Source organism: Rhizobium oryzicola, from assembly GCF_030504645.1.
Lineage (GTDB): Bacteria > Pseudomonadota > Alphaproteobacteria > Rhizobiales > Rhizobiaceae > Neorhizobium > Neorhizobium oryzicola.
Genome location: NZ_JAUKWQ010000002.1, coordinates 148,159 through 173,219, shown reverse-complemented (window position 1 = coordinate 173,219; position 25,061 = coordinate 148,159). Strand labels below are relative to the sequence as shown.

Annotated in this window: 27 protein-coding genes; 5 read left to right on the top strand and 22 right to left on the bottom strand. The window is 59.2% G+C overall.

Annotation, left to right across the window (positions count from 1 at the left end; translation table 11 throughout):
• Positions 1–98: 98 nt before the first annotated feature.
• From ftsH to ruvC, 17 genes are all read right to left on the bottom strand, one after another.
• Positions 99–2,033 (bottom strand): ATP-dependent zinc metalloprotease FtsH, encoded by a 1,935-nt coding sequence (gene ftsH / locus Q2T52_RS08145; protein WP_302076210.1) that lies wholly within the window; start codon positions 2,031–2,033, stop codon positions 99–101.
• Between the two features lie 102 nt (positions 2,034–2,135).
• Positions 2,136–3,428 carry a tRNA lysidine(34) synthetase TilS gene (gene tilS, locus Q2T52_RS08140; RefSeq protein ID WP_302076209.1) on the bottom strand — a complete coding sequence of 431 codons (1,293 nt, stop codon included), beginning with the start codon at positions 3,426–3,428 and terminating at the stop codon, positions 2,136–2,138.
• 65 nt (positions 3,429–3,493) lie between these two features.
• A complete protein-coding gene (gene ybgF, locus Q2T52_RS08135) occupies positions 3,494–4,468 on the bottom strand; it encodes a tol-pal system protein YbgF (protein ID WP_302076208.1) in 975 nt (324 codons plus the stop codon).
• 180 nt (positions 4,469–4,648) lie between these two features.
• A complete protein-coding gene (gene pal / locus Q2T52_RS08130) occupies positions 4,649–5,182 on the bottom strand; it encodes a peptidoglycan-associated lipoprotein Pal (RefSeq protein WP_302076207.1) in 534 nt (177 codons plus the stop codon).
• Between the two features lie 171 nt (positions 5,183–5,353).
• A complete protein-coding gene (gene tolB / locus Q2T52_RS08125) occupies positions 5,354–6,667 on the bottom strand; it encodes a Tol-Pal system beta propeller repeat protein TolB (RefSeq protein ID WP_302076206.1) in 1,314 nt (437 codons plus the stop codon).
• A gap of 88 nt (positions 6,668–6,755) precedes the next feature.
• Positions 6,756–7,889: a cell envelope integrity protein TolA gene (tolA, locus tag Q2T52_RS08120; protein WP_302076205.1), complete on the bottom strand. Its 1,134-nt coding sequence runs from the start codon at positions 7,887–7,889 to the stop codon at positions 6,756–6,758.
• 10 nt (positions 7,890–7,899) lie between these two features.
• The gene (locus Q2T52_RS08115) at positions 7,900–8,358 is read right to left on the bottom strand and encodes an ExbD/TolR family protein (RefSeq protein ID WP_302076204.1); all 459 of its coding nucleotides are present in this window, start codon (positions 8,356–8,358) and stop codon (positions 7,900–7,902) included.
• Positions 8,359–8,392: 34 nt separating this feature from the next.
• On the bottom strand, positions 8,393–9,112 hold the full coding sequence (gene tolQ / locus Q2T52_RS08110; protein WP_302076203.1) for a protein TolQ: 720 nt from the start codon (positions 9,110–9,112) through the stop codon (positions 8,393–8,395).
• Between the two features lie 212 nt (positions 9,113–9,324).
• Entirely contained in the window at positions 9,325–9,789 is a 465-nt protein-coding gene (ybgC, locus tag Q2T52_RS08105; RefSeq protein WP_302076202.1) for a tol-pal system-associated acyl-CoA thioesterase, read from the bottom strand.
• Positions 9,790–9,882: 93 nt separating this feature from the next.
• Positions 9,883–10,098 carry a hypervirulence associated TUDOR domain-containing protein gene (locus Q2T52_RS08100; protein ID WP_302076201.1) on the bottom strand — a complete coding sequence of 72 codons (216 nt, stop codon included), beginning with the start codon at positions 10,096–10,098 and terminating at the stop codon, positions 9,883–9,885.
• Positions 10,099–10,152: 54 nt separating this feature from the next.
• Entirely contained in the window at positions 10,153–10,611 is a 459-nt protein-coding gene (locus tag Q2T52_RS08095) for an NUDIX hydrolase (RefSeq protein ID WP_302076711.1), read from the bottom strand.
• Between the two features lie 53 nt (positions 10,612–10,664).
• A complete protein-coding gene (locus Q2T52_RS08090; protein WP_302076200.1) occupies positions 10,665–11,564 on the bottom strand; it encodes a metallophosphoesterase in 900 nt (299 codons plus the stop codon).
• Entirely contained in the window at positions 11,565–12,605 is a 1,041-nt protein-coding gene (gene ruvB, locus Q2T52_RS08085) for a Holliday junction branch migration DNA helicase RuvB (RefSeq protein ID WP_302076199.1), read from the bottom strand.
• Positions 12,602–13,006 (bottom strand): type II toxin-antitoxin system VapC family toxin, encoded by a 405-nt coding sequence (locus Q2T52_RS08080; protein ID WP_302076198.1) that lies wholly within the window; start codon positions 13,004–13,006, stop codon positions 12,602–12,604. Before Q2T52_RS08080 ends, ruvB begins: the two co-directional genes overlap by 4 nt.
• Entirely contained in the window at positions 13,003–13,290 is a 288-nt protein-coding gene (locus Q2T52_RS08075; protein ID WP_302076197.1) for an AbrB/MazE/SpoVT family DNA-binding domain-containing protein, read from the bottom strand. The genes Q2T52_RS08080 and Q2T52_RS08075 overlap by 4 nt, the downstream gene beginning before the upstream one ends.
• Positions 13,291–13,360: 70 nt before the next feature.
• Complete coding sequence (ruvA, locus tag Q2T52_RS08070; RefSeq protein WP_302076196.1) at positions 13,361–13,978, bottom strand: Holliday junction branch migration protein RuvA; 618 nt, start codon at positions 13,976–13,978, stop codon at positions 13,361–13,363.
• Between the two features lie 88 nt (positions 13,979–14,066).
• Positions 14,067–14,579: a crossover junction endodeoxyribonuclease RuvC gene (ruvC, locus tag Q2T52_RS08065; RefSeq protein WP_302076195.1), complete on the bottom strand. Its 513-nt coding sequence runs from the start codon at positions 14,577–14,579 to the stop codon at positions 14,067–14,069.
• Positions 14,580–14,770: 191 nt separating this feature from the next.
• Between ruvC and Q2T52_RS08060 the strand changes: the two genes are divergently transcribed.
• On the top strand, positions 14,771–16,051 hold the full coding sequence (locus Q2T52_RS08060; protein ID WP_302076194.1) for a methyl-accepting chemotaxis protein: 1,281 nt from the start codon (positions 14,771–14,773) through the stop codon (positions 16,049–16,051).
• Between the two features lie 104 nt (positions 16,052–16,155).
• A complete protein-coding gene (locus Q2T52_RS08055; protein ID WP_302076193.1) occupies positions 16,156–17,172 on the top strand; it encodes an LLM class flavin-dependent oxidoreductase in 1,017 nt (338 codons plus the stop codon).
• A gap of 4 nt (positions 17,173–17,176) precedes the next feature.
• On the opposite strand, the gene Q2T52_RS08050 is transcribed toward Q2T52_RS08055, so the two are convergent.
• Both Q2T52_RS08050 and Q2T52_RS08045 read right to left on the bottom strand, forming a co-directional pair.
• Positions 17,177–17,647: a hypothetical protein gene (locus Q2T52_RS08050; protein WP_302076192.1), complete on the bottom strand. Its 471-nt coding sequence runs from the start codon at positions 17,645–17,647 to the stop codon at positions 17,177–17,179.
• A gap of 410 nt (positions 17,648–18,057) precedes the next feature.
• Entirely contained in the window at positions 18,058–18,804 is a 747-nt protein-coding gene (locus Q2T52_RS08045; RefSeq protein ID WP_302076191.1) for a YebC/PmpR family DNA-binding transcriptional regulator, read from the bottom strand.
• Between the two features lie 192 nt (positions 18,805–18,996).
• Here Q2T52_RS08045 and Q2T52_RS08040 point away from each other — a divergent pair, with 192 nt between their 5' ends.
• On the top strand, positions 18,997–19,500 hold the full coding sequence (locus Q2T52_RS08040; RefSeq protein ID WP_302076190.1) for a pyridoxamine 5'-phosphate oxidase family protein: 504 nt from the start codon (positions 18,997–18,999) through the stop codon (positions 19,498–19,500).
• Between the two features lie 7 nt (positions 19,501–19,507).
• Here the strand turns inward: Q2T52_RS08040 and Q2T52_RS08035 are convergent, their stop codons facing one another.
• Together Q2T52_RS08035 and Q2T52_RS08030 are read right to left on the bottom strand one after the other, a co-directional pair.
• Entirely contained in the window at positions 19,508–20,332 is an 825-nt protein-coding gene (locus Q2T52_RS08035; protein WP_302076189.1) for an MBL fold metallo-hydrolase, read from the bottom strand.
• A 93-nt stretch (positions 20,333–20,425) separates the two neighbouring features.
• Positions 20,426–21,688, bottom strand: coding sequence for an MFS transporter (locus Q2T52_RS08030; protein WP_302076188.1), 1,263 nt, complete (start codon positions 21,686–21,688; stop codon positions 20,426–20,428).
• A 229-nt stretch (positions 21,689–21,917) separates the two neighbouring features.
• Between Q2T52_RS08030 and Q2T52_RS08025 the strand changes: the two genes are divergently transcribed.
• Positions 21,918–22,079 (top strand): hypothetical protein, encoded by a 162-nt coding sequence (locus Q2T52_RS08025; protein ID WP_302076187.1) that lies wholly within the window; start codon positions 21,918–21,920, stop codon positions 22,077–22,079.
• Positions 22,080–22,554: 475 nt separating this feature from the next.
• A complete protein-coding gene (locus Q2T52_RS08020) occupies positions 22,555–23,940 on the top strand; it encodes an FAD/NAD(P)-binding protein (RefSeq protein ID WP_302076186.1) in 1,386 nt (461 codons plus the stop codon).
• A gap of 25 nt (positions 23,941–23,965) precedes the next feature.
• On the opposite strand, the gene Q2T52_RS08015 is transcribed toward Q2T52_RS08020, so the two are convergent.
• Positions 23,966–24,886 (bottom strand): PhzF family phenazine biosynthesis protein, encoded by a 921-nt coding sequence (locus Q2T52_RS08015; RefSeq protein ID WP_302076185.1) that lies wholly within the window; start codon positions 24,884–24,886, stop codon positions 23,966–23,968.
• Positions 24,887–25,061: the final 175 nt, after the last annotated feature.

Sequence of the window (25,061 nt, the reverse complement as noted above, 5' to 3'; positions counted from 1 at the left end):
CCGTTACCATCGGGTAAACATCGCGATCTGGCTTGCACAACACAAAAGGCCGCTCCGGTTTCCCGAAGCGGCCTTTGGTATAGTCAAGGCGGTTGCCTTTAGTGCGGCTGAGGTTCCAGGCCGCTTTCCGGCTCGTCACCCTTCGGCTCATCCTTCTTGGTGCCAGCCTTCGGCACGGCAGAGCCACGCGACGTCGGCTGATCGTCCCCCAGATCGCGCGACGGCTTCTGGCCCTTGATCAGCGCCTTGATCTCTTCGCCGGAGAGCGTTTCGTATTCCAGCAGGCCTTCCGCCAGGATGACGAACTCGTCATGCTTTTCCGTCAGGATACGGCGGGCTTCCGTATACGCCTCGTCGATCAGGCGGCGCACTTCGTTGTCGATCTTCTGCGCGGTGGCCTCGGAAACGTTCTTCGACTGCGAGACGGAATGACCTAGGAAGACTTCCTGCTGGTTTTCGCCATAGGCAACCTGACCGAGAATGTCGGAGAAGCCCCACTGGGTCACCATGGCGCGGGCAAGCTTGGTGGCCTGCTCGATGTCGGAGGATGCACCAGACGTGATGTTCTCCTTGCCGAAGGTCAGCTCTTCCGCAACACGGCCACCCATCATGATGACGAGGCGCGACACCATCCACTTGTAGCTCATGGAATAGCGGTCACCTTCCGGCAGCTGCATGACCATGCCGAGGGCCCGGCCGCGCGGAATGATCGTCGCCTTGTGCAGCGGGTCGGCCACCGGCACGTTGAGCGCAGTGATGGCGTGACCAGCCTCGTGATAGGCAGTCAGCTTCTTTTCGGCCTCGGTCATGGCGGAGGAGCGACGCTCCGCACCCATCATGATCTTGTCCTTGGCGTCTTCGAACTCCTGCATGGTAACCAGTCGCTTGTTGCGACGGGCGGCCATGAGGGCGGCTTCGTTGACAAGGTTCATCAGGTCGGCACCGGAGAAGCCGGGCGTACCACGGGCAAGGGTTTTCAAGTCCACATTCGGCGCAAGCGGCACGTTGCGGGCATGAACCTTCAGAATGCGTTCGCGGCCAACGATATCAGGGTTCGGGACGACGACCTGGCGGTCGAAGCGGCCCGGACGCAGCAGCGCAGGGTCAAGAACGTCAGGACGGTTGGTCGCGGCAATCAGGATGATACCTTCATTGGCTTCGAAACCGTCCATCTCTACCAGCAACTGGTTGAGCGTCTGCTCGCGCTCGTCATTGCCGCCGCCGAGACCGGCGCCACGATGACGACCGACCGCATCGATTTCGTCGATGAAGATGATGCAGGGCGCGTTCTTCTTGGCCTGTTCGAACATGTCGCGGACGCGGCTTGCACCCACGCCAACGAACATTTCAACGAAGTCGGAGCCAGAGATCGTGAAGAAGGGAACATTGGCTTCGCCGGCGATAGCGCGTGCGAGAAGCGTCTTACCGGTACCGGGCGGGCCGACCAGCAGCACGCCGCGCGGAATGCGGCCACCGAGACGCTGGAACTTCTGCGGGTCACGCAGGAATTCCACGATCTCTTCCAGGTCCTGCTTAGCTTCGTCGACACCTGCGACGTCTTCGAAGGTCACGCGGCCATGTGCTTCCGTCAGAAGCTTGGCCTTGGACTTGCCGAAGCCCATCGCGCCGCGCGAACCGCCCTGCATCTGGCGCATAAAGAACAGCCAGACGCCGAGGATCAGCAGCATCGGCAGCAACGTACCGAGATAGCTCAGGAAGCCGGACGAGCCATCGGATTCAGGCCGCGCCACGATATTTACATTCTTGTTCTGCAGGCGATCGACCAGCGTATCATCCACGACGGGAGAATAGGTCTGGAAGCCGGCACCATTTTCCGAATAGGTACCGAGAACGCGGTTGCCTGTAATCACGACATCGCGGACGCGTCCGGAATCGACGTCGCGCAAGAACTGTGAATACGGAATTTCCCGCGAGCTCGTCTGCGTCGGCGCCGTCTGGAACATGCTGAACAGCGCGATCAGCAGAAGAGCTATAATCGCCCACAAGGCGAAATTACGAAAGTTTGGGTTCATCGAACTCCCCGGACAATGATGGGCCACTCAAGGCGCCCATCTTTCTTGCCGCTTAACATAGGATTGCCCTGACCCGTTGCCAAGGCGAACCGCTCTTTACCATCATGTTTTCCGTTCCAAAGCGTTAAATGGTCCAAGAGGAAGCGGCGGTAGACCTAATTTTTCGGCAATAACCTTTGCGAGATTGCTCTCGAACTGCGGCAGAAAGCGGCCGAAAGGCGCGAGGATCGGCTGGATCCTGATCTTCTCCTCACTCCAAGGCTCCGCATACACAGCCCTTGGCCGCACCAAAGCGGCAAGCTGCGCAAGGCTCGGCGGACAGGAAAGAGGCTCCTCTACGTCGCTCAAAGGGTCATCGCACGGGCCAATGCGAACGGGTCGCTCGCTGAAGTTGGCCACCCGAAAGCGTCCGTCCCAAACCGTAGTCTCGCCCGGCGCTACCATGATGACAGAAAGCCCGCGCCGCTCACGCAGGATATAAAGCCCACCGCTATTGGCATGAAAAAGCACGCGACCCATTGTGGTGCGAAAGGCTTCACCGGAGCCAGTAAGCGCTTGCAGGCGCTCCACGGCTTCCACCGGCGGCAAATGGTCACGCCCACCCAAAACGGCGGCAAGTGAACGCAGCGCGTGTCGCAGAACAGACCATTCAGCGTCCAAAGCCGGACGTGCCAGATGTCCAAGCACCGCGTGACGGATGGTCAGATGGCGCGACAGCAGATCGGCGGCTCGATCAGAGAGGGCCTGACGCTCGGCCTGAGCCCTTTGTATTTCTGCGAACGAGACCGATTCTGAGTCGGCGAGAAGCCCCCTCACCCGCACACGCTCGTAGCGCCGGTCCTCATTGCTGGGGTCATCGATCCAGCCAATGCCTGCGGCCACCAGTTCCTCGCGAATCGCCTGCCGGGTCGTGTGTAGAAACGGACGCAAGAGATAATGCCGCCCATGCAGCAGGACAGAGGGCGCCATGCCGGAAAGCCCGGCAGCCTCATCACCACCGCGCTCGGCGCGCATGGCAATCGTCTCGCGCTGGTCATCCAGCGTATGGCCGGTCAGGATGGCGGTCGCGCCAAGACGGGTCGCGGCCTCCACCAGCAGGCCGTAACGCGCCTCGCGGGCAGCAGCGGAAACGCCAGTCCTCGGCTTTTCGCCTTCCCACCTCACAATTTCATGCGGGATGGAGAGAGAGTGACAAAGCTCTGCGACACGCAGCGCTTCGGCTGTCGATTCTGCTCGCAAGGCGTGATCGACGGTTACTGCGCAAAGGGAGATGTCGGGAAATTCGGCAGCGTGCGCCGCGAGAATTTGATGCAGGACGACGAGCAGGCCGGTCGAATCGCTGCCGCCTGATACTGCGATCAGCAGGCGCCCCGGCTGACGCAGCCTGTGCAGCATATCACGAAGAGCATCCCGCGGCGGCTTCGGAAGCAGGACGGAGGACGAAGCCGCAAAGCGCGTGATCAATTGCAGCCCAGGCGCTTCTGCTCGCTGGTAACCTTGCCCAGCACCGGCTTGCCAGCATTGGGATAACGCTTCGGCACTTCCCGCAGCGTTGCGCAGGCCGTTTCCTTGTTGTCGAGTGCAGCCAAGGACATGCCGAGCTTCAGCAGCATTTCCGGCGCTTTGGGCGAGCTGCCATAGGTCTGGTGACCGTTCAGGAAGGTCTTGGCCGCTTCGTTATACTTGCCCTGGGAATACTGGGCTTCGCCCATCCAGAAGCTGGCATCGGGTGCGCGCGCGCTCTTTGGATAGGATTGCAGATAAGTGCTGAATTCCTTCTCCGCGACCTGATAGTCACCGGAGAGCACATGGTTATAGGCGGCCTTGTAGGCATCGCTTTCATTGCCAAGCGAGGCCGTCTGCTGCTGGTCGCGCGAAGGCGCGGGCGCGCCTGTATCGACGCCCGGCAGGGACGAGGAATTCTTGACGTTCGAATTGGCCGATGCCCGCACCGGCGCCCCGGATTTATCCACTTCCATCGAGCCCAGAGTGGTTTCACCGGGCGCTGTCTTGGCGGTGGAGGACGGAGAAGACGGTGCGGGAGTCTCGATGATTCGGCTTATTTCATCGTTTTTTTTTGAGCCGGCTGCCGGCGCGGCAGCGACAGAGGGAGCGGAACCGCTACCGGAGCCCTTCTCAAGCTCCTGGAAACGGAATTCGTTATCCGCCTGAGCCTTGCGAATCTGCTCCTGCATTTGCAGCAACTGGAAGCTCATCTCTTCGACACGGCCGTTCAGCTGGCGGATACTCTCCTCCAGTTGCTGAATACGAACCGAGTCACCGGCGCTTTGAACCTTGATCACCGGGGCTTGCGAGGATTGCGACGGCTGGGCCGTGCGTCCTGCACCGGGATTAAAGCTCGACAGCGAAAAGGCCCCTGCCTGGCCACTTGTGGCCGCAAGCCCCAGCATTGCTGCCAGAACAAGTTTCTTCATGTCGTCCGTCCTGCTTTTCGTGACGCTGCGCTGATTTGGCGCGCGCAGAGATTTTTCCAAATGTCGGCAAAATGCAATCGCGTTATCCGCGAAAAGACAACCGAACTTCGGCTAAACTATGAAAAAACCAAAAGGGCGGCACAAAGGCCGCCCCTGATCTCAATGTCGTGAAGACTAAGCTTACTTCGTAGCACCGCCGAGAACGGTGACAGCGCGACGGTTCTGCGACCAGCAGGAAATGTCGTCGCAGACAGCAACCGGACGTTCCTTGCCGTAGGAGATCGTCTTCATGCGGCTGGCCGGAACGCCACGCGAAGCCAGGTAGTCACGCGTTGCAGCGGCACGACGAGCGCCGAGTGCGAGGTTGTATTCGCGCGTGCCGCGTTCGTCAGCATGGCCTTCAATGGTGATGGCGTAGCGCGGATAGCGCTGCAGCCACTGGGCCTGACGGTCGAGCGTCTGCTGGGCGTCTGCGCGGATAGAGGTCGAATCGGTGTCGAAGAAGATGCGGTCGCCGACGTTGACGGTGAAGTCCTGTGCCGAACCCGGGGTCGCGGCACTGCCAGCGCCCAGACCGAGATCGCCAGCATTGTTCGGCATGTTCTTCTTGTTGGCGCAACCAGCCAGGGCCAATGCCAGCGTCAATGCGATAACGGCCGGGTTGCGGGCCAGGGTCTGCATGCGGCTCATCGCCGGGGTGTAGGTGCGGCTCATAGCCGGTCTCTCCTTGATCACAATTTACAGCGTTGCCAGAGTCTAACCGTTTCTGGTTAATCCAGTAACAACAGTTATGGTTAACGATCCGCAACCATTGTCCCATTTGGCGCATTTTCAGGACATTGCGGCAGGAAAAAGGCGGGCTCTCGCCCGCCTCAAATTCGAAGACTATTCAAGCAGCGGCGACCAAGCCGGGTCGGACGCGAAGGCCGGGGTTTTGATGGCCTGTTCATTATAGCCAGTCAGGTCGATGGAATAGAGCTGCGGGCCACCGGCACCGGCATTCTGACGGAAGAACATCAGCACGCGGCCATTCGGCGCCCAGGTCGGGCCTTCGTTATGGAAGCCGCTGGTGAGGATGCGTTCGCCCGAACCATCCGGCTTCATCACGCCAATAGAGAACTTGCCCCCGGACTGCTTGGTGAAGGCAATCAGGTCACCGCGCGGAGACCAGACCGGTGTCGAATAAGCACCATCACCGAAGGAGATACGGGTCTGGCCAGAGCCATCCGCGCCCATCACATAGAGCTGCTGACGACCGCCACGGTCACTTTCGAAGACGATCCTGGAGCCATCAGGTGAATAGGAAGGCGAGGTATCGATCGCCGAGGTGCTGGTCAGGCGCGTCGTGGTGCGCGAGCGCAGGTCCATCGTGTAGATGTTGGAGTTGCCATCCTGCTGAAGGCTCATGATGACCTTCTGACCGTCCGGCGAGAAGCGCGGCGAGAAGGTCATGCCCGGGAAGTTGCCGACCACTTCGCGCTGTCCGGTTTCAAGCTGCAGCAGGTAAACGCGCGGCTGCTGGCCCTCGAACGACATGTACGTCACTTCCTGACGGTTCGGCGAGAAGCGCGGCGTCAGAACGATGTCCTTGGTATTGGTCAGCATGCGGACGTTGAAGCCGTCCTGGTCCATGATCGCAAGCTGACGCTGGCGCGCATTCTTGGGGCCGCTTTCGGAGACGAAGACGACGCGGGTATCGAAATAACCGCTCTCGCCGGTGATCTGCTTGTAGATCGCATCTGCGATGATATGGGCCACACGGCGCCAGTTTTCCGGCTGGGTGTAGAACTGCTGGCCCGTCATCTGGGCACCGGCAAACGTATCCCACAGGCGGAACTCCGCGCGCAGGCGGCCATCGCCTTCACGGGTCACGCGACCGGTCACGAGTGCCTGGGCGTTGATGACCTTCCAGTCCTCGAAACGCGGCATCTTGCTGGGGTCGGAGACCTTCTCGATGAAGGCGCTCTTGTTGATGGGCGCAAATAGACCGGAGCGCTGCAGGTCGGCGGCGATCACGCCGGAGATCTGCGCACCCAGCTCATTGCCGGAAATGAAGTCCGTGATTGCGATCGGCAGCGGCTGCGCATTGCCCTTGTTGATGTTGATTTCCACAAGCGCGTTGGCGGGCGTCGCAACGACAAACGCCGCCAGCATGCTCGCCGCCACGGCCAGAGCGTGGAGAAGAGATTTCTTGATCATTGAGACAAGCCTTTCAGCCTTACACAAAAGTTTGGCACAGAAATTTGGGAGCGGTTTTCGATCAGCATTTTGTCCAAACCACGCCAGCTCACAGTGCGAACTCCGTTGGATCGAAATTCAGCACCAGGGTATTCCATCCTTTTTCGCCGTCATATTTGTCGACCGGCAGGTTCTTCAACGGCGCCGACTTCAAAAGCGCGCGACGTGTACTGCTTTCGACAGCGCGGCGGGTCGCATCCGGGCCACCGGTTGCCGTCACTTCGGGCGTACCGATGATGTTGCCGGACTTATCCAGCTGCACTTTGATCTTCACACGTACCTGCTCGACGCCCGTGAGGCCGGCCACAAGCGACCAGTTGCCCTGGATCTGGCCCTTGACCGCATCGACTTCGCTAGCACTGAGACCGGTGCCGAGCGTCTTCTTGGCGCCGAGCGAGGCTGTTTCGGTAGATCGCTTGGCGCCACCACCCGCGGCTTCCTGCTTGTTCAGCATGGCGGAAATCTGGTCGGCGTTAAATTCGCTTTCCTTGACGGCCTGAGACTTGGCGGTCTCCTGCTTCTTGTCGGCCACCTTCTTGTTGTCAGGTGTCTTCTCGGCAGGCTTGGTCTCGGGCTTCTTTTCCGGCGGTTTCTCAACGGGCTTTTCGACCGGCTTGGCCTCTTCCTTCGGCGGCTCCGGCTTAGGGCGGGAGGCTGGCAGCGGAATGGCATCCGGCACCGGCGCGTCTTCCGTCTTCTGCTCCTGCGGCTTCGGTTCTGGCTGAGGCTCGGGCTTCGGCGTGGGCACCATTTCCGGCTTCGGGATCGGAAGGGCTGCCACCTCTTCAGGCTTCGGCGCCGTCTCTTCCTTGACGATGTCCTTCACCTTGTTGGTTTCGGGCGTCGGGGTCGGTACAGGCTCAGCCTTGGGCGGCGCGGCAGCAGTCTCCGTTTGCACCGGCTTCTTGGCCGGTGTCGGCGGGCTTTTCAGGTCGACATCGTTCTCGCCAGAATTTTCGGCGTTCTCGACGACCTTCTGGTTCTTGGTGGGCTTGGGCGACGGCTTCTCGTTCTTCGGCGCCTTCTCCTCGCCCTTTTGGGTCTGGGTGATGGACTGAACGATATCGACGGATACGGATTCCTCCGGCGTCACCTCGAATGGCGCCGGCGCGCTGAGTGACAGCAGCGCCGCGGTGAGCACCAGAAAATGCAGAACCAGCGATGTGCCGAGACTACCCCTCATCGCGAACCGATTACTTCCCCTGCTTCGGTGCAGTGATCAGGCCAATATTCTTATAGCCTGCCGAATTAATGCTGCCGAGAACCTGCGCGACGACGCCATAGGCGGCGACCGTATCGGCCTTCACCATGATGCGTTCGTTGTAGCCAGTCTTGGCAATGGCCTGCAGCTTCGCCACGATCTCATCGAGAACGATCGGCGTTTCCTGCAGATAGATCTCGCCCTTGGCATTGACGGAAATGGTGATCGGCTGCGTATCCGCATTCATCGGATTTGCCGATGTCTGGGGCAGGTCAACCGGCACGCCGACGGTCATCATCGGTGCGGCCACCATGAAGATGATCAGCAGCACGAGCATGACGTCGACGAGTGGCGTGACGTTGATTTCGCTGATGGCACCGCCGTGACGGCGCGAACGGCGACCGCGCCGGCCACCGCCTGCTGCCTTGGAACCTCCGGCCGACATACCCATGGAATTACTCCTTCAAACGCGGGGCCGCTTCGCCTTACTGGGCGGCCTGGCGCGGCTGCAGCTTTTCATCGATCTGGCGCGACAGGATGGCGGAGAACTCGTCCGCGAAACCTTCCATGCGCGCCGACAGCTTGCCGGCATCGGCGGTGAACTTGTTGTAGGCGATAACGGCCGGGATAGCGGCGACGAGACCGATGGCGGTTGCCAGCAGCGCTTCCGCGATACCCGGTGCCACGACCGCAAGATTGGTGGACTTCGAACCGGCAATCGCCTGGAACGAGGTCATGATACCGACAACCGTACCGAAGAGACCAATGAAGGGACCGGCGGAACCGATCGTCGCAAGCGATCCGAGGCGGGCTTCAAACGCCTCGCCTTCGCGCGCCATCGTCACGTCCATGGCGCGGTCGATACGCATCTGCAGACCGATCGGGGAACGGGCGCCGCGCTCGAAACTTTTCTTCCACTCGCGCATCGCGGCGACGAAGATGGCGGCAAGACCGGTGTTCTGGCGCTCGGCCAGCGTCCGGTACAACTCCTCCAGCGACTGGCCCGACCAGAAGACCTGTTCGAACTGATCGAACTGGCGGCGTGCCTTGCCGAAGTTGATGTACTTGTCGATGACGATCGCCCAGGTCCAGACCGACGCCCCGATCAAGCCGATCATGACCAGCTTGACGATCAGACCCGCCTGCATGAAGAGCGACAGGAGGCTTACCGAGGTTGCAGCCGCCGCCAAATCCGCGTGTTCCATCTATCCTAATCCCCGAATCCCATCGGCCGGCGCGATGACACGGGCCGGTTCAATGGCGTTCACTCATATTGGTGCGGATGCTTGACATGCCCGCCAGCCCAGCTTTCCAAGGCCTTCTCGCCTTCAATTTTGGTCAAAGGAAGGCGTGCACCGCACAATGTAGATCGATGCCAGTAAGACAATATTAGCGTTAAAAATGCGTTACTATCGGATCAATCTGATTTAAACTGGGGAGTCCCAAGAAAAGCCTCAGCCAAAGTTTCCGGCAAACGGCGTGGGCGCCCATTACGGTTAATGACCGCGATCACGACCTTCGCCTGGATCAACAACACTTCGCCTCGACGGATTTCCTGCTGGATCACCATCTTGGCGCCACCCGCTTTTTCCGTTCGCGTTGTTACATCAAGCACATCATCCATGCGGGCTGGTGACTTGAAGTCGATCTCCATGCGGTGCACCACGAAGACAAGCCCCTCCTCGTCCACGCTGACGAGCTGGCTTTGCTCGCACCCCAGGCAGCGAAGGTAATCGGTGCGGCCGCGCTCCAAGAAATGCAGGTAGCGCGCATGATACACCAGTCCCGAAAAATCCGTGTCTTCGTAATAGACCCGCTGAACCAGCCGATGGCTTCCATCATCCTGAAGCTGGCCGGCCAGATGAAATGCTTGGTGCTGCATAAACCCAGTGCCCCTGAAATCTCTGTCGCTTGCCTGTAGCAATAGAAACCGGGGCAATTCTAGGGCATGAAGTTGAAATGGGGACCAGCCGTCTTAGCTCTTATGGACTTCCGAACTGCTTTTCAGCGCGCGGGCGCCGTCGTCCTGACGTACGAGAACGGCCGGCTCCTTTGCACTGGCCTTGCGTTTGATCTTCTTACCCTTGATGAGGCGCGTCACGTCATCCGTGAAGGTGTCGACCACCTTGCCTTCAGCCTCGCCGCGCCCCCACTGCCAGGTAACCTCGTCACCCTCTTTGATCTTGCTCATCACTCGCTCCCGTTTATATCACAACAGGAACGGGAGACGGCGTAAGCGGTTCCGCTACTTCGTATCCAGATCATGGTCATGCCAGACCAAGTGTTTTGGCGTTTCCGGCAGGTTTTCGATTTCAGCCGCAATGAAGTAGGGCGGGATATCGAGTTTCGTCAGTGCCTCGGTCGTCGCGGGCACCCACTTAAATTCGAGTTCGTTGTCGCCGTCCTGAATGCGATGAATGATCTCCTCCGAGGCGAATGGAAAACTCTCAGGGATCTCCATCAGGTAATACATGCCAAGCTCATGCCAATCGCGGGCTTCGTGCTTGAAGAAATTCTCGACTACCCAGAGGAGCCGGACGACCTTAACCTCCGTCTCGATCTCCTCGATCATCTCGCGAAACAGCGTATCTTCCGAGGTTTCGCCGATTTCTGCACCGCCGCCCGGAAAAGTCCAGAAATCCTCATGCGTGGCGCGATGGACCAGAACATGGCCATCGCGAAAGCCCAACCCCGCGATCCGCATCTGGAATGTCTTCTTCGGTTTGGTCTTGATGCGGATACGCTTGCCCACGTCTGTCACCCCAATTCGATCAAAAGAATTTCCGGCCATGAGCCGATACGCAGCGGCAAGGCCGAACAGCCGAGGCCCTTGGACACAATAAGATCGCCCTGCTTTTCGCGGTAAAGCCCTGCGGGATAACGCTTCGACCCATCCGTTGAGGTGAAGGGGCGCCAGCCGAACAGATTGAACTGACCACCATGGGTGTGTCCGCTCAGCGTCAAGGCGATCCTCTCGCTGACATCGAAGAAGGCATCCGGCTCATGCGCCATCAGAATGACGGGCGCATCATCCCGGACCTGCAGAAGCGTAGCCGGCAGATCATCGATACCGGTGACATCATCGCGGCTGAGCCGGTCTCGCGGCAGTATGGCCAATTGGTCGCCCAGCCCGGCCAGCCAGAAAGCCTGACCATCCTTTTCGATACGAGCGGCGCGGTTGATGTAGACGGAGATACCCGCATCGCTCAGCGTGCGGGCCACAAAGCTCTCACGCGTCGGATCGTTTTGAAATTCGCGATCGCCCCAGTAATCGTGATTGCCGAGAACGGCATGCACCCCAAGTGGTGCCTTGAGCCCTTTCAGCGGCGCCACCCATTCCTCCGGCGGCAATTTCTCGGTCATCACCTTCACACCTGGAAGGTAATCACCGAGCAGCAGGATGATATCGGCCCCGAGTTCCTGCGCCTGCCCGCAGATCGAGCGCATGCGTGCCGGTGTCATCCAGGGTCGGCAGGCATGAAAATCGGCGAGCACGCAGATCTTGAGCTTCAGGCCCGGCGCCCAATGACCGGGGGTCAGCCGATAGCGAGTGATGCGCGGGCGCCCCATCGACTCCACGAATGGATAGCTGGCTGTCGCGACAAGGCTCATGAAGCCGCCCAACAACAGCTTGAGAAGGGTCCGGCGGCGGATCACTTAATCATCCTCAAGGGTAAGGCGAAACTGCGCGGCTTCCAGATCCTTGGGCGGCTGCAGGCCAAGATGCTTCCAGGCGGTAGCGGTGAGTATACGCCCGCGCGGCGTGCGCTGAATGAAACCCTGCTGGATCATATAGGGTTCGATAATGTCCTCGATGGCATCGCGCGGCTCGGAGAGACCCGCCGCAATGGTTTCGATGCCGACCGGCCCGCCGCCGAAATTCACCGCGATCATGTTGAGATAGCGCTTGTCCAGTTGATCGAGACCCGCATGATCTACATGCAGGCGGGTCAGCGCTTCATCGGCAATCTCGCGGGTCACGGCTTCGGCGCGGGCCACTTCCGCAAAATCGCGCACGCGGCGCAGAAGGCGACCGGCAATGCGCGGCGTGCCGCGCGCGCGTCGGGCAATCTCCCGGGCACCCTCGTCCGTCATGCCGAGGCCCAGCAAACGTGCACCGCGGCGCACGATCGATTCCAGTTCCTCGACCGTGTAGAAATTGAGACGCACCGGAATGCCGAAGCGGTCGCGCAGCGGCGTGGTCAGCAGGCCGAGGCGCGTGGTCGCGGCCACCAGCGTGAATTTGGACAAGTCGATTTTCACCGAGCGCGCCGCCGGCCCCTCGCCGATGATCAGATCCAGCTGGAAATCCTCCATGGCGGGATAAAGGATTTCTTCGACCGCCGGATTGAGCCGGTGGATTTCGTCGATGAAGAGAACGTCGCGCTCTTCGAGATTGGTAAGCAAGGCCGCTAGATCGCCAGCCTTGGCAATTACGGGGCCAGAGGTGGAGCGAAAGTTGACGCCCAGTTCCTTGGCCATGATCTGCGCGAGCGTGGTCTTGCCAAGTCCAGGCGGCCCGACGAACAGCACGTGATCCAGCGCCTCGCCGCGGTTCTTCGCCGCCTCGATGAAAATCTTGAGATTGGCGCGCGCCTCCGCCTGACCGGTAAACTCGTCCAGCGACTGCGGGCGCAGCGCCGCATCAAGATCCTCGCCGCGCTTTTCCGGGGTCAGAACGGGATTGTGAGCGCTCATGCGAGGAGTTCCATGCCGGGTACGCGGGCTGCGGCTTTTCTGTCAAAGGTTTTGACCGACTGGCAACCGGCCTGCAATGCGCGCGCGGCAATCAGGGCGTCGGCGAAATCTACATTTTTACGCGATACGAGACCTAAGGCCTGCGCGACAAGGTCATGGTGTTCAAAAACCATACCTCTCGCCTGCAGCAAGAGGCTGATGCTGCGCACCACATCCTGACGACTATAACGAAGGCGTGTTCTCAGCGCCCAATCGAGCTCGACGAGCGTCAGAAGCGACACAAACGCGATATAGGCCTCACCAAGACCCTCCGCGAATGCAAGCGCCGCCTGTCGCTGGCGCAGATCATCGTTTGTCAATAAACGCACGAGGACATTCGTGTCCAAACCGATCATCATCATGCGGCAACATCTTCACCATTGTCATCCGACATATCGAACACGTTGTCAGCCGCGGCCTTTACCGCTGCGTCTTCTATCTCCTCAAGCGTCGCCGGCCCTCCAGGTGGTTCACCGAGCAAACCCACCAAGTCTTTCAAATCGATATTCTTCGGCGTCATAATGACCTCACCGTCAATGAGGCAATAAACAAGCGTATCGCCGGGCCTCAGCTTCAAGGCCTCGCGCATCTCCTTCGGGATTGTCACTTGCCCCTTGGAGGAGAGTGTAGCTTCCCAGACCGTCATCTCATTCCTCCATTTCTGGACATCGTCGGACGATATCAAATTCGGGAGAAAAAATCAAAACCGGAGGAAATCACCGCGAAAGCTCCTTCAATCCCAGCCGGATCAGCTTGGCGCTGTCGGCGCCCTCTCCGCCATTCTTGAGAGCTGCGGCAACCGCATTGGCGGCCTGGTCGCGGGAGTAGCCGAGATTGGTGAGCGCAGAGACGGCGTCCGCGACGGGTGCTGAGGCAACGCCTTCCGCCAGCTCCCGCTTGAAGCCGATATTGCCGGATGCTTCGCCCGCAAAGGCAGGAGCCTTGTTCTTCAACTCGGTCAGGATGCGGATCGCCACCTTCGGCCCCACACCTGGCGCTCGCGACACCGCCGCCTTGTCCTGCAGCGCAATGGCATTCGCCAATTCAGACGGCGTGAGTGTGGAAAGAATGGCAAGCGCCACCTTGGTGCCCACCCCCTGCACGCTCTGCAGCAGCAGAAACCACTCCCGCTCCAGCGCGCTGAGGAAGCCAAACAGCTTCAACTGGTCTTCGCGCACATAGGTCTCGATGAAGAGGACAATCGCCTCGCCCGCAGATCCGATGCGCGACAGCGTGCGCGACGAACAATGGGCGACATAGCAAACACCATGGACATCAACGAGAACATAATCATCGCCGATCTCGTCGATGGTGCCTTTGAGTTTTCCGATCATCGTTGGTGATCCATGCGAAGTGTAAGGAGCAAGACAGGGAATGCCGGGATTGATTGCTTAACGACGCACAAGAACAAGTCAAGAACATTTAGGCGCGGGCCAGCACCTTGCGCAAGCGGTCTCCGCCCCGGTTATGGGCGTGGCAAATGGCGATAGCCAGGGCATCGGCGGCGTCATTGCCCTTGAACTCGACCTTCGGCATCAGGATCTTCAGCATCATGTGAATCTGCTGCTTTTCGCCATGGCCCACGCCAATCACGGATTTCTTGACGGCATTCGGTGCATATTCGGCAACAGGAAGCCCGGCCCGCGCCGGTACCAGCATGGCAATGCCGCGCGCCTGACCCAGCTTCAAAGTCGCGACCGCGTCCTTGTTCACGAAGGTCTGCTCGACCGCGGCCTCATCCGGACGGTAACTATGCACCACTTCGGCCAGTCCGTCGTGCAACTGGCAAAGACGGGAGGCAAGGTCCATGTCACCATCGGAGGTCACGGTGCCTGAAGCAACGAACTTCAGGCTGTTGCCGAGCGTGTCGATGACCCCCCAGCCGGTACGGCGCAGGCCGGGATCAATGCCGATGATACGAATCGTTTCTGTCATTCCGCCAATCCTAATGTCCGGCTTCGATACACGCCATGGCCGAGGTGAACAAAAACGAAACAAACACCTGTGAAGATTAACGCCGCGTTAAAGTTTACAAGAGTTTTCCATGGTCGTTCTAAACCTTGGGAGCAACTGTCGAGCCCGACTCACATTATGTGAGCGCGTACATTCAAGACTGGAGGTCCATCATGATGATGTTCACTCGCTTGAAGCATCGACCGATCGAGGCGACCCTTCTGCTCGCAGCGTTCACTCTCGTAGCGCTAACCTTGATTGCCCTAAAGGCATACCGGTTTTCGCCTGAGGTCGCAGGCTTCAGCATTGCAGCGGCGCTTGCCTGCTGTGCAACACTGTTTCTTTTGGTCTGCCGGCTCTGTGAGCCGCTGGCACGTCTTGCGCGCCATGCAACCGATAGCGAACAGCCGGATTGCGACAAGGACCTGATGGATCGCGCACGGCGCGATGATCTCGGCTCTATCGCCCGCGGTATTGCCCGGATGCGGGCCATCATTGCGTCGCGCAACGGCGAACAGGCCACAGCACTTGTTCGTCTGGAGCAGGCATTGTTGCGCCTGTCCAACGGCGACCTGGGCGCCGTTCTCTACAGCAGCTTCCCGGAGGAGCTGGAAGGTCTGCGCGTCCGCTTCAACCGCCTGATTGCGGTTTTGAATGCCAATCTTTCCGGCGTCATCCCCGGTAGCATGAGCATTGCCGATACCGTGCGGGACATCCAGAGGGCATCTGGCGAGACCTTGGCAAACTTGCAGGAAGCCAGTGCGGCGTCGCATCAGGCCTCGACGGCGCTAGGGATTCTCGCGCGTGCCGCCAAGCTTCGCCAACAGGACGTACAGGGCACGGAAGCGCAGGCCTTCAGGGCAGCCAAGCATGTTGAAAGCGTCCAGGCCTCTCTGGTGCAATCACAACAAGGGCTGGAAGCGGAGCGTGTTGCCAATACCCACCTGAATAAGCTTGCACAAAAAGCCGGAGATCTCGCCATTCAGGCACACCGTTCCGCGGCAGATCAACGTGATGGCATTTCATCAGCCGGCACCGCGCTAACCGAACTCGCCGAGCAATGGACCGAGCTTGCCCGACAACTGACGGTTCAATCACATTATGCGGATGGGCGCATTAGAACCCTTCAGTCTGCAAACGAGGAAGCGCAGCGATCGCTTCGTCAGGGGGAGCTCGAGATGGCTGGCGCGAAGGATACGATGATCCGCATTCGGCAGCACGTGGATCTGGAGCTTCAGCGGCTATCGCTTGCCAATACGGCCATTACACGCGTCGACACAATTATTCACGACGTAAAGACGGAAGTCGAAGCCCATCACACCACATATGGGCGCATCCTTCAGGAGGCAGGTATGATCCGCAACCGCCTTTCACTCTTCTCACCCGATGCGGTGCCCGCCTCGGCGGGGACAACGGTCGAAACCCGTCGCCCTCATCTGCGCTGCGTCAAATGAAACTGGTCACTCAGGGGAAGGAAATATAGCCCTTCCCCTTACGATCGCGCCGCGAACACCTAAATAGGATTGCGACACGAAATAAGCTCGGAAGTTCGCAAGCCATGATACCTTTCTCCATCCTCGACCTCTCGCCTGTGCCGGAAGGCCATTCAGTCTCCGACGCACTGGATCACTCGCGCCAGATGGCTCGAAAGGCAGAAGAAAGTGGGTACAATCGGGTCTGGCTGGCCGAACATCACGGCATGCCCGGCATTGCAAGTGCCGCCACGGCACTCGTTATCCAGCATGTGGGAGCGGCAACGCAGCATATCCGCATCGGCTCCGGTGGTGTGATGCTACCAAACCATTCGCCTTTGGTGATTGCCGAACAGTTTGGAACACTTGCCGCCTTATTTCCGGGCCGGGTGGATCTGGGGCTTGGCCGTGCGCCCGGCACGGATATGCGGACCGCGCGGGCGTTGCGGCGCAATCTCGACGCAGGCGCCGAAAACTTCCCGCATGACATCATCGAATTGCAGCGACTGATGTCGTCCTCTCAGTCTGAAGACCAAGGCATTCTTGCCGTCCCCGGTACCGGCACTGACGTACCGGTCTGGCTCCTGGGATCGAGTATCTATAGTGCACATCTGGCAGCCGCGCTCGGCCTGCCCTACGCATTTGCCTCGCACTTCGCGCCCGACATGCTGTTTGACGCGATCGCCATCTACCGTGAACGTTTCCAGCCTTCGGAAACGTTGAGCAAGCCTTATGTGATGGTGGGTGTCATGGGGGTTGCCGCCGACACGGATGAGGAAGCTCAGCGCCTCTTCACCTCCGCGCAGCAACAGTTCATCAATCTCCGGCGCAATGTGCGCACGAAGTTCCCGAAACCTGTGTCCAGCATGGATGGCATATGGAACGATATGGAGCGTGCGAACGTGGAACACACCTTGCGCTTTGCGGCCGTGGGTTCGCGCTCGACGGTCGAGAACAAGTTGTCGGCATTCCTCAGCGACACTGGCGCGAATGAGCTGATCATTTCGATGCCCATCCACGATATCAAGGCACGGCTGCGCTCAGTCGAGCTTTTCGCGAGCCTGCCACTCATGCAGCCAATGCGCTGGGCTGAAGCGGCCTGATTGCTCAGGCCTGCGGCTTCCAGGTCATGTAATAGTAGTTATCGTTCAGGGTGCCGAAATAGGCGCTATTGCCGGTGCTACGCTCGATATTGCTGCCGCTTGCATCGCGCACGTAGCGTCCACCACTTTCGCGCGTCAGATGATCTCGAAGGAAGGAGCCCCAGTCGGTCTTCGGCGTGCTTGTCGCTCGCTGTGGCGTTGCTGTCTTCGAACCGGGATCCCAAGCCTTTACCTGCTGCCCGGTCTCGGCGTCGGTGATTGTCAACGTGCCGTTCTGCAGCGCCTTCATCATCTGGTCGGCCTGATCCTTTGTGTTTGGATCCTTGCTCATGTCGCTGATCTTCGCCTTCAGACCCTGCATGAAGGCAACGGAATCGATCGCTGTGTTGGCCGGCTGCGACTGGTTTTCAGCTGCGGAAACGGCCTGGCTGACAGATGACGGCAGACCGTAGGTATCTTGGTTGTCATCGCTCATCAGATAATCAGCGAGACTGGATGCATGACCGCTATCGGTTGAGACGCCATACTGCTGCAGAATGGATTGCCTCAACGCGTTCTGATCTGAATTCGAGGAGCTGCTCGTTTCCCGGAACACGCGCGTAACGGTTTGCATAGCCCATAGACGAGTAGAATTGACGGATGAAACCATTGTTGCCCCCCGGCGAAGCTTCAAGATCGATCAGCACACTGACCAAATGTTCTTAGGGAGACGTTCCGACCTTAAACCTGCGCGAGGCTTACCTGTCGAAAATAACAACTATGACTAGTTTTCAGATATCATGAGAACCTGCGGACATTGCCTAAAGAGATCAAGTAGCGGCGGCCGCTCAAACGAAAAACGCCGCCCCTAGGGACGGCGTTCTCGATGAATGACTGAAGGGTGGATCAGGCGGAAAGCTTCGCCATGACTTCGTCCGACACTTCGAAGTTGGAATAGACGTTCTGCACGTCGTCATCGTCTTCCAGATTGTCGATGAGCTTCATCAGGGACTGCGCCTTTTCCTCGTCCACCGGCACCGTGTTCTGCGGCTTCCAAACGGCTTTCACGGTTTCGGCTTCGCCAAGTGTTGCTTCGAGAGCCTTGGAGACTTCGCCCAAGCTTTCAAAGGCGCAGATGATCGTGTGGCTCTCCTCATCGGAGATCACGTCGTCTGCACCGGCTTCGATGGCCGCTTCCATCACCGCATCGGCGTTCCCTGCGGAAGCCTTGTAGACGATTTCGCCGACGTGATCGAAGGAGAAGGAAACGGAACCGGTTTCACCCAGTGCGCCACCAGCCTTCGTGAAGATCGAGCGTACATTCGACGCGGTACGATTGCGATTGTCGGTCAGCGCTTCCACGATGACCGCAACCCCACCCGGGCCGTAGCCTTCGTAACGGATCGGATCATAGCTTTCTGCGTCAGCGCCAGATGCTTTCTTGATGGCGCGGTCGATATTGTCTTTCGGCATCGACTGCGCCTTGGCGTTCTGCACAGCCAGACGAAGTGCGGCATTCATGGTCGGGTCGGGCAGACCGGCCTTTGCAGCCACGGTGATTTCGCGCGCGAGCTTGGAGAACATCTTGGAGCGGATGCCGTCCTGCTTGCCCTTGCGGTGCATGATGTTCTTGAACTGTGAATGGCCAGCCATGGCACCCCTTGTTCACTGAAATGTCCGGAATGGCGGGCTTATAGGCACGAAAGGCCGCGGGTTCAAGCGAAAACCGCCCGAAGCTCTGACCAAACCCGCAGACAGCACCGGAGGCATCCATCCTCATCGCGGAACAAACCTGCACCCGCTGTCGTTTTTCGGTGCAACACCAATCAGCAAAGAGGACGACGTATGGCCAGCCTGACCGAAGCACGCGAAGCGCCCGCACGCCAGTTGTGGGAGGAAATCAACTCGATCCATGCAGGCATGCTCGGTATCGAAGGCTCACATATGCATATGCAGCCCATGGCGCCGCATGCCGACCCGAAGACGAACACCATCTGGTTCTATACCAAGACCGATACCGATCTGGTTCAAGCTATCCGCCCCGGCACCCGCGCGCACTTCTGCGTGGTCGGTAAGAACCATGATTATCACGCCTGCCTGGCCGGCGTGATCGACGTGCGCAAGGACCCCGCGAAGATCGACGAGTTCTGGAGCAGCGTCACCGCAGCGTGGTATGAACATGGCAAGAGCGATCCCTCGCTGACCATGCTGGCCCTTCACGTGGATGATGCGGAGATCTGGGCCTCCACCGACAGCTCTCTCAAGTTCGGTTGGGAAATTGCCAAGGCCAATTTGAGCGACGAGAAAATGCCGGATGTCGGCGTGAAACAGCACCTGACCTTCGCCTAACGACCTTTCAAAGCCCCTGGGGAATGAGGATCAGGGGCTTTTTCGGCAGGCTGCGGAGCGACACGGTAATGACCGGTTGCTCCGCATAGGACACGCTAAACTTCGACCCGTCGAACATGCCGAGGAAGCGCTCAAGCGGGGGGCCGAAGCGGTGCATGGGCAGGATCAGCGAGGCGCGCAGACGCTGGACGACCCGGCTCATGCTGTCGGCTCCCATGGTCAACCCGCCATCCACGGGTACCATCACCACATCAAGGCGACCGATCTGGGCATAATGGCTGTCTGATAGCTCATAATGCAGATGGCCGAGATGGCCGATGCACAATCCTGCCATCTCGAAAATGAAGATTGAATTGCCGTTCTTCTCGTAGCCACCATAGCCACGGATATCCGTCGAAACGTTGCGGATATAGGTGTCGCCCACCACGACATGATTCTCCGCCTTTTCGCCCGTAGTATCGCTCCAGCCATGCAGGACATATTTGATGGAAGGGTCGGGCGTCAGCGTGTAGTGGGTGGAATGCGCCTTGTTCATCGTGACAACCGTCGGCAATTTCGGTGTCGTATAGACGCCGTTGTAATCGGTCGCGATCACCACGCCGCCGGGGCTCTCGATCTGGTAGGTCGAATGCCCGACGAAGGTGATCTTCACCTCATCCTTGTTCGTCGCTTGCGCAAACTGCGGCAGCTGGAAACGCACGAAGGTGGCGCCGGGCAAGGTGCCTGCAATCGCCTGGCACTGACTGGGGGGTATCTTTTCCTGCTGCGCCTCCGAAACCGAGACAAGCGCCATCAATGATATTACGGCAAGAACGACAGTCCGCAGCATCATGCCACCCTCCCCCGCCTTCAGGTATGGAGACGAGGATGGGTCAGTGCCCATGGCACGTAAAGCGCAAAGCCGCAGCCAGCCCTCACATTTGTGTCATCGCCGGGATGGTTGACCTTCGCTTGGCGCGCGGGGATCCAGCATCACGCTTTCGGGGGTGGCCAGCTGCGCGGCAGCGGTCGGCGCTGTCGTATAGAGATCCTTGTCTGCCGTAGCCGGTGCTGCTCTCTGGCGGCTGCGGATGATCGCGTAACCCGCCACGGCGAGATGCGCCACAGCCGTCACTGCAAAGAGCGCATGCGGGCCGAAATGCGTCATGACCGGACCGCCAAGCGTGGGGCCAATGATCGTGCCGATACCGTAGAGGAGCAGCAGACCGCCTGACACCTTCACGAACTCCTCCGGCGCGGCAAAATCATTCGCATGGGCAACCGCAATGGGGTAGAGCGCATTGGCGGCGGCACCATAGACAGCAACCAGCGCGATGACTGCATAGACATGCATCGGGTGGAACAGCACGACAGCGAGGCCGGCCACTGCGCTGACCAGGGACAATCCCGCCAGCACATGGCGCCGGTCCATGCGGTCGGACAGCCGTCCTGCCGGGAACTGCATGACCGCACCGGCGAAGATGGTGATGCTGACCATGGCCGCGATCATTTTCTGGCCCAAACCGGCCTGGGCGGCAAAGACGGCACCCAGCGTGCCGTAGGCGCCGTTCGCCATACCGATCATTAAAATTCCGACGAAGGAAATCGGCGAATTGCGGTAAAGCGCTCTCAGATCAAGCTTCACTCGCTTCAGCGGTTGCGGCGACTGCGCCTTGGAAAGCGTGGTCGGCAGGATGGCGAAGCAATAGAGAATACCGCAGATCATGAACAGGAGTGGCGTCGTGACATCCACCATGCCGACGATCACCTGACCGCCGACGACGCCCATCAAGGTAATCGCGATATAGAGCGAGAAGATCGCCCCCCGGCTTTCATTGGTGGAACGCTCATTGAGCCAGCTCTCGATGATCATCGAGGTACCGGCCGTGCAGAAACCGGTGACCGCGCGCAAGACCAGCCATGCCACATCGTCCACGAAGATGCCCGTCACCAGCACGTTCATGCAGATGACGGCACCAAAGCCGGAAAAGGCCCGGATATGGCCTGTGCGGCGCACGACCTGAGGCGCAACGAAGCAGCCGATCACGAAGCCGGCAGCCCAGGATGTTCCCAGCAGACCAAGGACTTCGTTGGAATAGCCTTCGTGCGTGCCGCGCACGGGTAGCAGCAACCCTTGCAGACCGTTGCCGAGAAAGATGAAGAGGGTACCAACGAGGAGGCTGAAGACAGGCAAAATATTGGATGGCATGACATCGGCCGCTGAGGTTTGATCTGTTTAAATTTTATACGACCGGTCTGGAACAATCGTTAAAAGTCTGATCTTTCGATTGCTCCAACCCGGAAAATCTTCCGGACATTGAACAGAATCGCACCGCTTCAAAAAAATCGGATGTTGCGAATCTCCCCCGTCGCCTATCTGTGGTGACGTCAAAAAATGTCCAGCCTGTGGCTGACGCACGCCGCCTCAGGAAAAATCCATGACCAAACTCATTTCCATTCTTCTGATGCTGGCCATGGTGGTTCAGATCATCAAGCCTCTCGGTCTACCCCTGCTGAAGCGGCGTAGCGATTTTTGGAAACTTGCGTTGCTGGCAATGGCGCTCTGGGCCGTCACGCTTCTTGCCCGCGACTTCCTGTGAATGCGTAATACCAAATCTCGATGATAGGAACCGATTGCGTGGGACCGGAGGCCTTCATCCGACGTGGATCGCATACCGGAGAGCGATGCTCCCGCATCGGTCGAGGATTGCGACAAAGTCGGTGAAGGATTTCCGGCCCATCCCGCCGCAGGATTGCCTTGGCAACCCTGCAAACGAGATGTTCCATGGCCACAGCTTCCCGCTTCGCTCAGCGAAGCGGCGTGGCCAGGGGACCGGGCGCTTTACGCCTCCGGACGTCGTCGAAAATCCGCGCCGGACCAACGGGTCCGACTGTGGTTTTCTCCTCGCCGGAAACCAAAATCGCTCCGGCGCAATCGGTTCCTATCATCGAGATTTGGTATACGATGTCGACCTCCCGATTGCCAACACGACCGGATTGATAGACATTCGGCTGCGTGTGAACCAGTGGGCCGTATAGCGCGTTGGATAGCATCAAATCGCAGCGGGAGCTTTCATGGCTTATGATGTCGCCGTCGTCGGGGCAGGTTTTTCCGCCATCGCAGTGACCATCAACCTGTTGAAGCAATTGCCGTGCGATTGCTCGATCGCCGTCATCGGCGATGATCCCGGCTTTGGCCGGGGAACAGCCTATCGCAGTGAATTCTACATTCACCGGCTCAACGTGCCCGCGGGGCGCATGAGCGTCTTGCCGGAAGAACCCAATAATTTCCTCGAATGGCTGGAGAAGAAGGGGCGATCTGTTTCACCCGAACTCTTCGCCTCTCGCAATGATTATGGCCTTTATCTGCGTGACACGCTCGCTGGCCTTCTTCGCAATCGCAATGGCCGCGCGCGTGTGGACTTCATCCGCAGGAAAGCAACCGGCTGCGTTACAAGCGATGCTGACGGCTGGCGCTTCCGCATCGACGGCACGGCAGATCTCCTGGCGCGTCAGGTCGTACTCTGTCTCGGCGTGGGTGCGGCGCGCCTGCCCGTAAAGGATGATATGATTGATCACGCCATCCGTAGAAGGGTTATTGAAAGCCCCTGGCGGCTCAGTTGGCTTTCGCGTGTGGGACGTGATGATTCGATCTGCCTGCTGGGTTCAGGCCTCACGATGATCGATCAGGTGCTTGCATTGCGCGCGCAAGGACATCGCGGCGCAATTCATGTGCTGTCACGGCGCGGGCTCCTGCCCCACCCGCACGACCTGCGCCACGGCGCACCCCAAAAACCCGAATTGCCGGAAACGCGCGAGATCAGCCAGATTCTGGCGGCACTGCGAAAGCAAGTGCGTAGCGGCGTGGCCTGGCGCAGCGTGATGGATGGATTACGGCCCATAACACAGTCGCTCTGGCAGGAATTGACGGATGCACAGAAGGCCCGCTTCCTGCGTCATGCCATGCCCTGGTGGAATGTTCACCGACACCGCATCGATCCCGCTCTTTACGAGCGCTTCATCGGTTTGGTGGAGGGAGGCACGCTCATCAACCACGCCGGCTATGTGCAAGCCATCGATGAAAACCGTGGACGTGCCTGCATACACTATAGACCGCGGGGCGAGCAGTCACAGCGAACCATCGCCGCCGACTGGGTCGTCAATTGCACTGGCATGGAACGCGCAGGCATTGCCCATTCGCCCCTGCTTCGGGAAATGCGCGACAACGAGATCGTGAGTGCCAACCCGCTTGGCCTTGGCATTGAGGTAGACACGCAATCTCGTGTCATGAACAACCGAGGTGAGATCCAGCCGGGCCTGTTTGCCGTCGGCGCACTGACCGCGAGCCGCTTCTGGGAAATCACGGCCGTGCCTGATATTCGCGTGCAGGCAAAGGCCGTTGCAGACCACATTGCAGCTGATTGTGCACAGGATGGTACTCACATTGCCCAAGCACTGTGAGCCAGTTTCTTAGAGCCTATCAGGGCTAAATGGAATCGATCTCGCCACGCATGGCCATAGCGCAATGACCGCTGATGAGCACTTGGCTTGGGCGTCCATCCTGCAGGGTAACGCGCAACAGGATTTCGCTTGGTCGCCCCATTTCAACTCCCTGCTGTATCACAAGGGAGAAAGTACCGTCTGCCTGACCGCTTTGTGCAGCCAAGTAGGAGCCAAGCGCGGCGGATGCACTTCCTGTCGCGGGGTCTTCGATGACGTTGTCGAGCGGTGCAAACATGCGTGCTCGAACACGTCCCTCATCCTGCGGATCACGAACATAGGCAAAGAGCGAAAAATCAGATCCGGGTTCAGGCGCTGCATCTCGCGCCCTATGGAAGGCGGAAATATTCGGGCACGCCTTTGCCAAAGCGTCGAGGTTCACCAACTCCGCAGCCACGAAGGGAAGCCCCACAGAGACCGTGATCGGCTGATGGCGCACCACCTTCACGTCATCAGGCGAAAGGCAGAGGCAATCGGCCACCCGATCAACAGGCACGGTTGTGCCTACGTCAAGCTGTCGCGGCGCCCTGATGGTTGCCCCGACCACTGCATCCTGATCCCGCAGCACTTCGATCTCAACGAGACCAGCGAGTTCCTCGAAACGCAGCGAGCTGCCAATGGGCTTGCCAAACAGCTCCTTCTGCTGCCCCAGAACGAAGGCCGTACCGACATTGGGATGGCCTGCAAAGGGAATTTCAGCGGTGGGTGTAAAAATGCGAACACGCGCATCGTTGCTCGGGTCCTCCGGCGGCAGGACGAAGGTGATCTCCGAATAGCCGAACTCAGCGGCGATCTTCTGCATCAGCTCGTCCGAAAGTCCGCGCGCATCGGGAAAGACAGCCAGCGGATTTCCCGCAAACCTCTCCCTGGTGAATACATCAACGGTGACAAAACCTGCAGCGGGCATAGCAACCCCCTCCAGAATTAGATCGTCAGAGGGTCTATCTCGCCTTCATCAGCAAGACCAATTCCAGTTCGTGATCATACCATCATTGGCTGTGACACGCGAAAGGCCGCCCCATATAGAGCGGCCTTCTCCCCCGCAGGTTGGCGGACCCGTTCCTTCGGGTCGCGTTTTTATC

Bases quoted from the DNA above. Each gene is read 5' to 3' on its own strand.
- Q2T52_RS08025 (WP_302076187.1), top strand. From the start codon at position 21,918: ATGACCAAACTCATTTCCATTCTTCTGATGCTGGCCATGGTGGTTCAG.
- Q2T52_RS08030 (WP_302076188.1), bottom strand. From the start codon at position 21,688: ATGCCATCCAATATTTTGCCTGTCTTCAGCCTCCTCGTTGGTACCCTC.
- Q2T52_RS08035 (WP_302076189.1), bottom strand. From the start codon at position 20,332: ATGATGCTGCGGACTGTCGTTCTTGCCGTAATATCATTGATGGCGCTT.
- ybgC (WP_302076202.1), bottom strand. From the start codon at position 9,789: ATGCAGCACCAAGCATTTCATCTGGCCGGCCAGCTTCAGGATGATGGA.
- pal (WP_302076207.1), bottom strand. From the start codon at position 5,182: ATGAGCCGCACCTACACCCCGGCGATGAGCCGCATGCAGACCCTGGCC.
- Q2T52_RS08060 (WP_302076194.1), top strand. From the start codon at position 14,771: ATGATGATGTTCACTCGCTTGAAGCATCGACCGATCGAGGCGACCCTT.
- tilS (WP_302076209.1), bottom strand. From the start codon at position 3,428: ATGCTGCACAGGCTGCGTCAGCCGGGGCGCCTGCTGATCGCAGTATCA.
- Q2T52_RS08050 (WP_302076192.1), bottom strand. From the start codon at position 17,647: ATGAGCGATGACAACCAAGATACCTACGGTCTGCCGTCATCTGTCAGC.
- ruvA (WP_302076196.1), bottom strand. From the start codon at position 13,978: ATGATCGGAAAACTCAAAGGCACCATCGACGAGATCGGCGATGATTAT.
- Q2T52_RS08055 (WP_302076193.1), top strand. From the start codon at position 16,156: ATGATACCTTTCTCCATCCTCGACCTCTCGCCTGTGCCGGAAGGCCAT.
- Q2T52_RS08045 (WP_302076191.1), bottom strand. From the start codon at position 18,804: ATGGCTGGCCATTCACAGTTCAAGAACATCATGCACCGCAAGGGCAAG.
- tolQ (WP_302076203.1), bottom strand. From the start codon at position 9,112: ATGGAACACGCGGATTTGGCGGCGGCTGCAACCTCGGTAAGCCTCCTG.
- Q2T52_RS08095 (WP_302076711.1), bottom strand. From the start codon at position 10,611: ATGCGGATCGCGGGGTTGGGCTTTCGCGATGGCCATGTTCTGGTCCAT.
- Q2T52_RS08020 (WP_302076186.1), top strand. From the start codon at position 22,555: ATGGCTTATGATGTCGCCGTCGTCGGGGCAGGTTTTTCCGCCATCGCA.
- tolB (WP_302076206.1), bottom strand. From the start codon at position 6,667: ATGATCAAGAAATCTCTTCTCCACGCTCTGGCCGTGGCGGCGAGCATG.
- Q2T52_RS08040 (WP_302076190.1), top strand. From the start codon at position 18,997: ATGGCCAGCCTGACCGAAGCACGCGAAGCGCCCGCACGCCAGTTGTGG.
- tolA (WP_302076205.1), bottom strand. From the start codon at position 7,889: ATGAGGGGTAGTCTCGGCACATCGCTGGTTCTGCATTTTCTGGTGCTC.
- Q2T52_RS08015 (WP_302076185.1), bottom strand. From the start codon at position 24,886: ATGCCCGCTGCAGGTTTTGTCACCGTTGATGTATTCACCAGGGAGAGG.
- Q2T52_RS08075 (WP_302076197.1), bottom strand. From the start codon at position 13,290: ATGACGGTCTGGGAAGCTACACTCTCCTCCAAGGGGCAAGTGACAATC.
- Q2T52_RS08080 (WP_302076198.1), bottom strand. From the start codon at position 13,006: ATGATGATGATCGGTTTGGACACGAATGTCCTCGTGCGTTTATTGACA.
- ftsH (WP_302076210.1), bottom strand. From the start codon at position 2,033: ATGAACCCAAACTTTCGTAATTTCGCCTTGTGGGCGATTATAGCTCTT.
- Q2T52_RS08100 (WP_302076201.1), bottom strand. From the start codon at position 10,098: ATGAGCAAGATCAAAGAGGGTGACGAGGTTACCTGGCAGTGGGGGCGC.
- ruvB (WP_302076199.1), bottom strand. From the start codon at position 12,605: ATGAGCGCTCACAATCCCGTTCTGACCCCGGAAAAGCGCGGCGAGGAT.
- Q2T52_RS08115 (WP_302076204.1), bottom strand. From the start codon at position 8,358: ATGGGTATGTCGGCCGGAGGTTCCAAGGCAGCAGGCGGTGGCCGGCGC.
- ruvC (WP_302076195.1), bottom strand. From the start codon at position 14,579: ATGACAGAAACGATTCGTATCATCGGCATTGATCCCGGCCTGCGCCGT.
- ybgF (WP_302076208.1), bottom strand. From the start codon at position 4,468: ATGAAGAAACTTGTTCTGGCAGCAATGCTGGGGCTTGCGGCCACAAGT.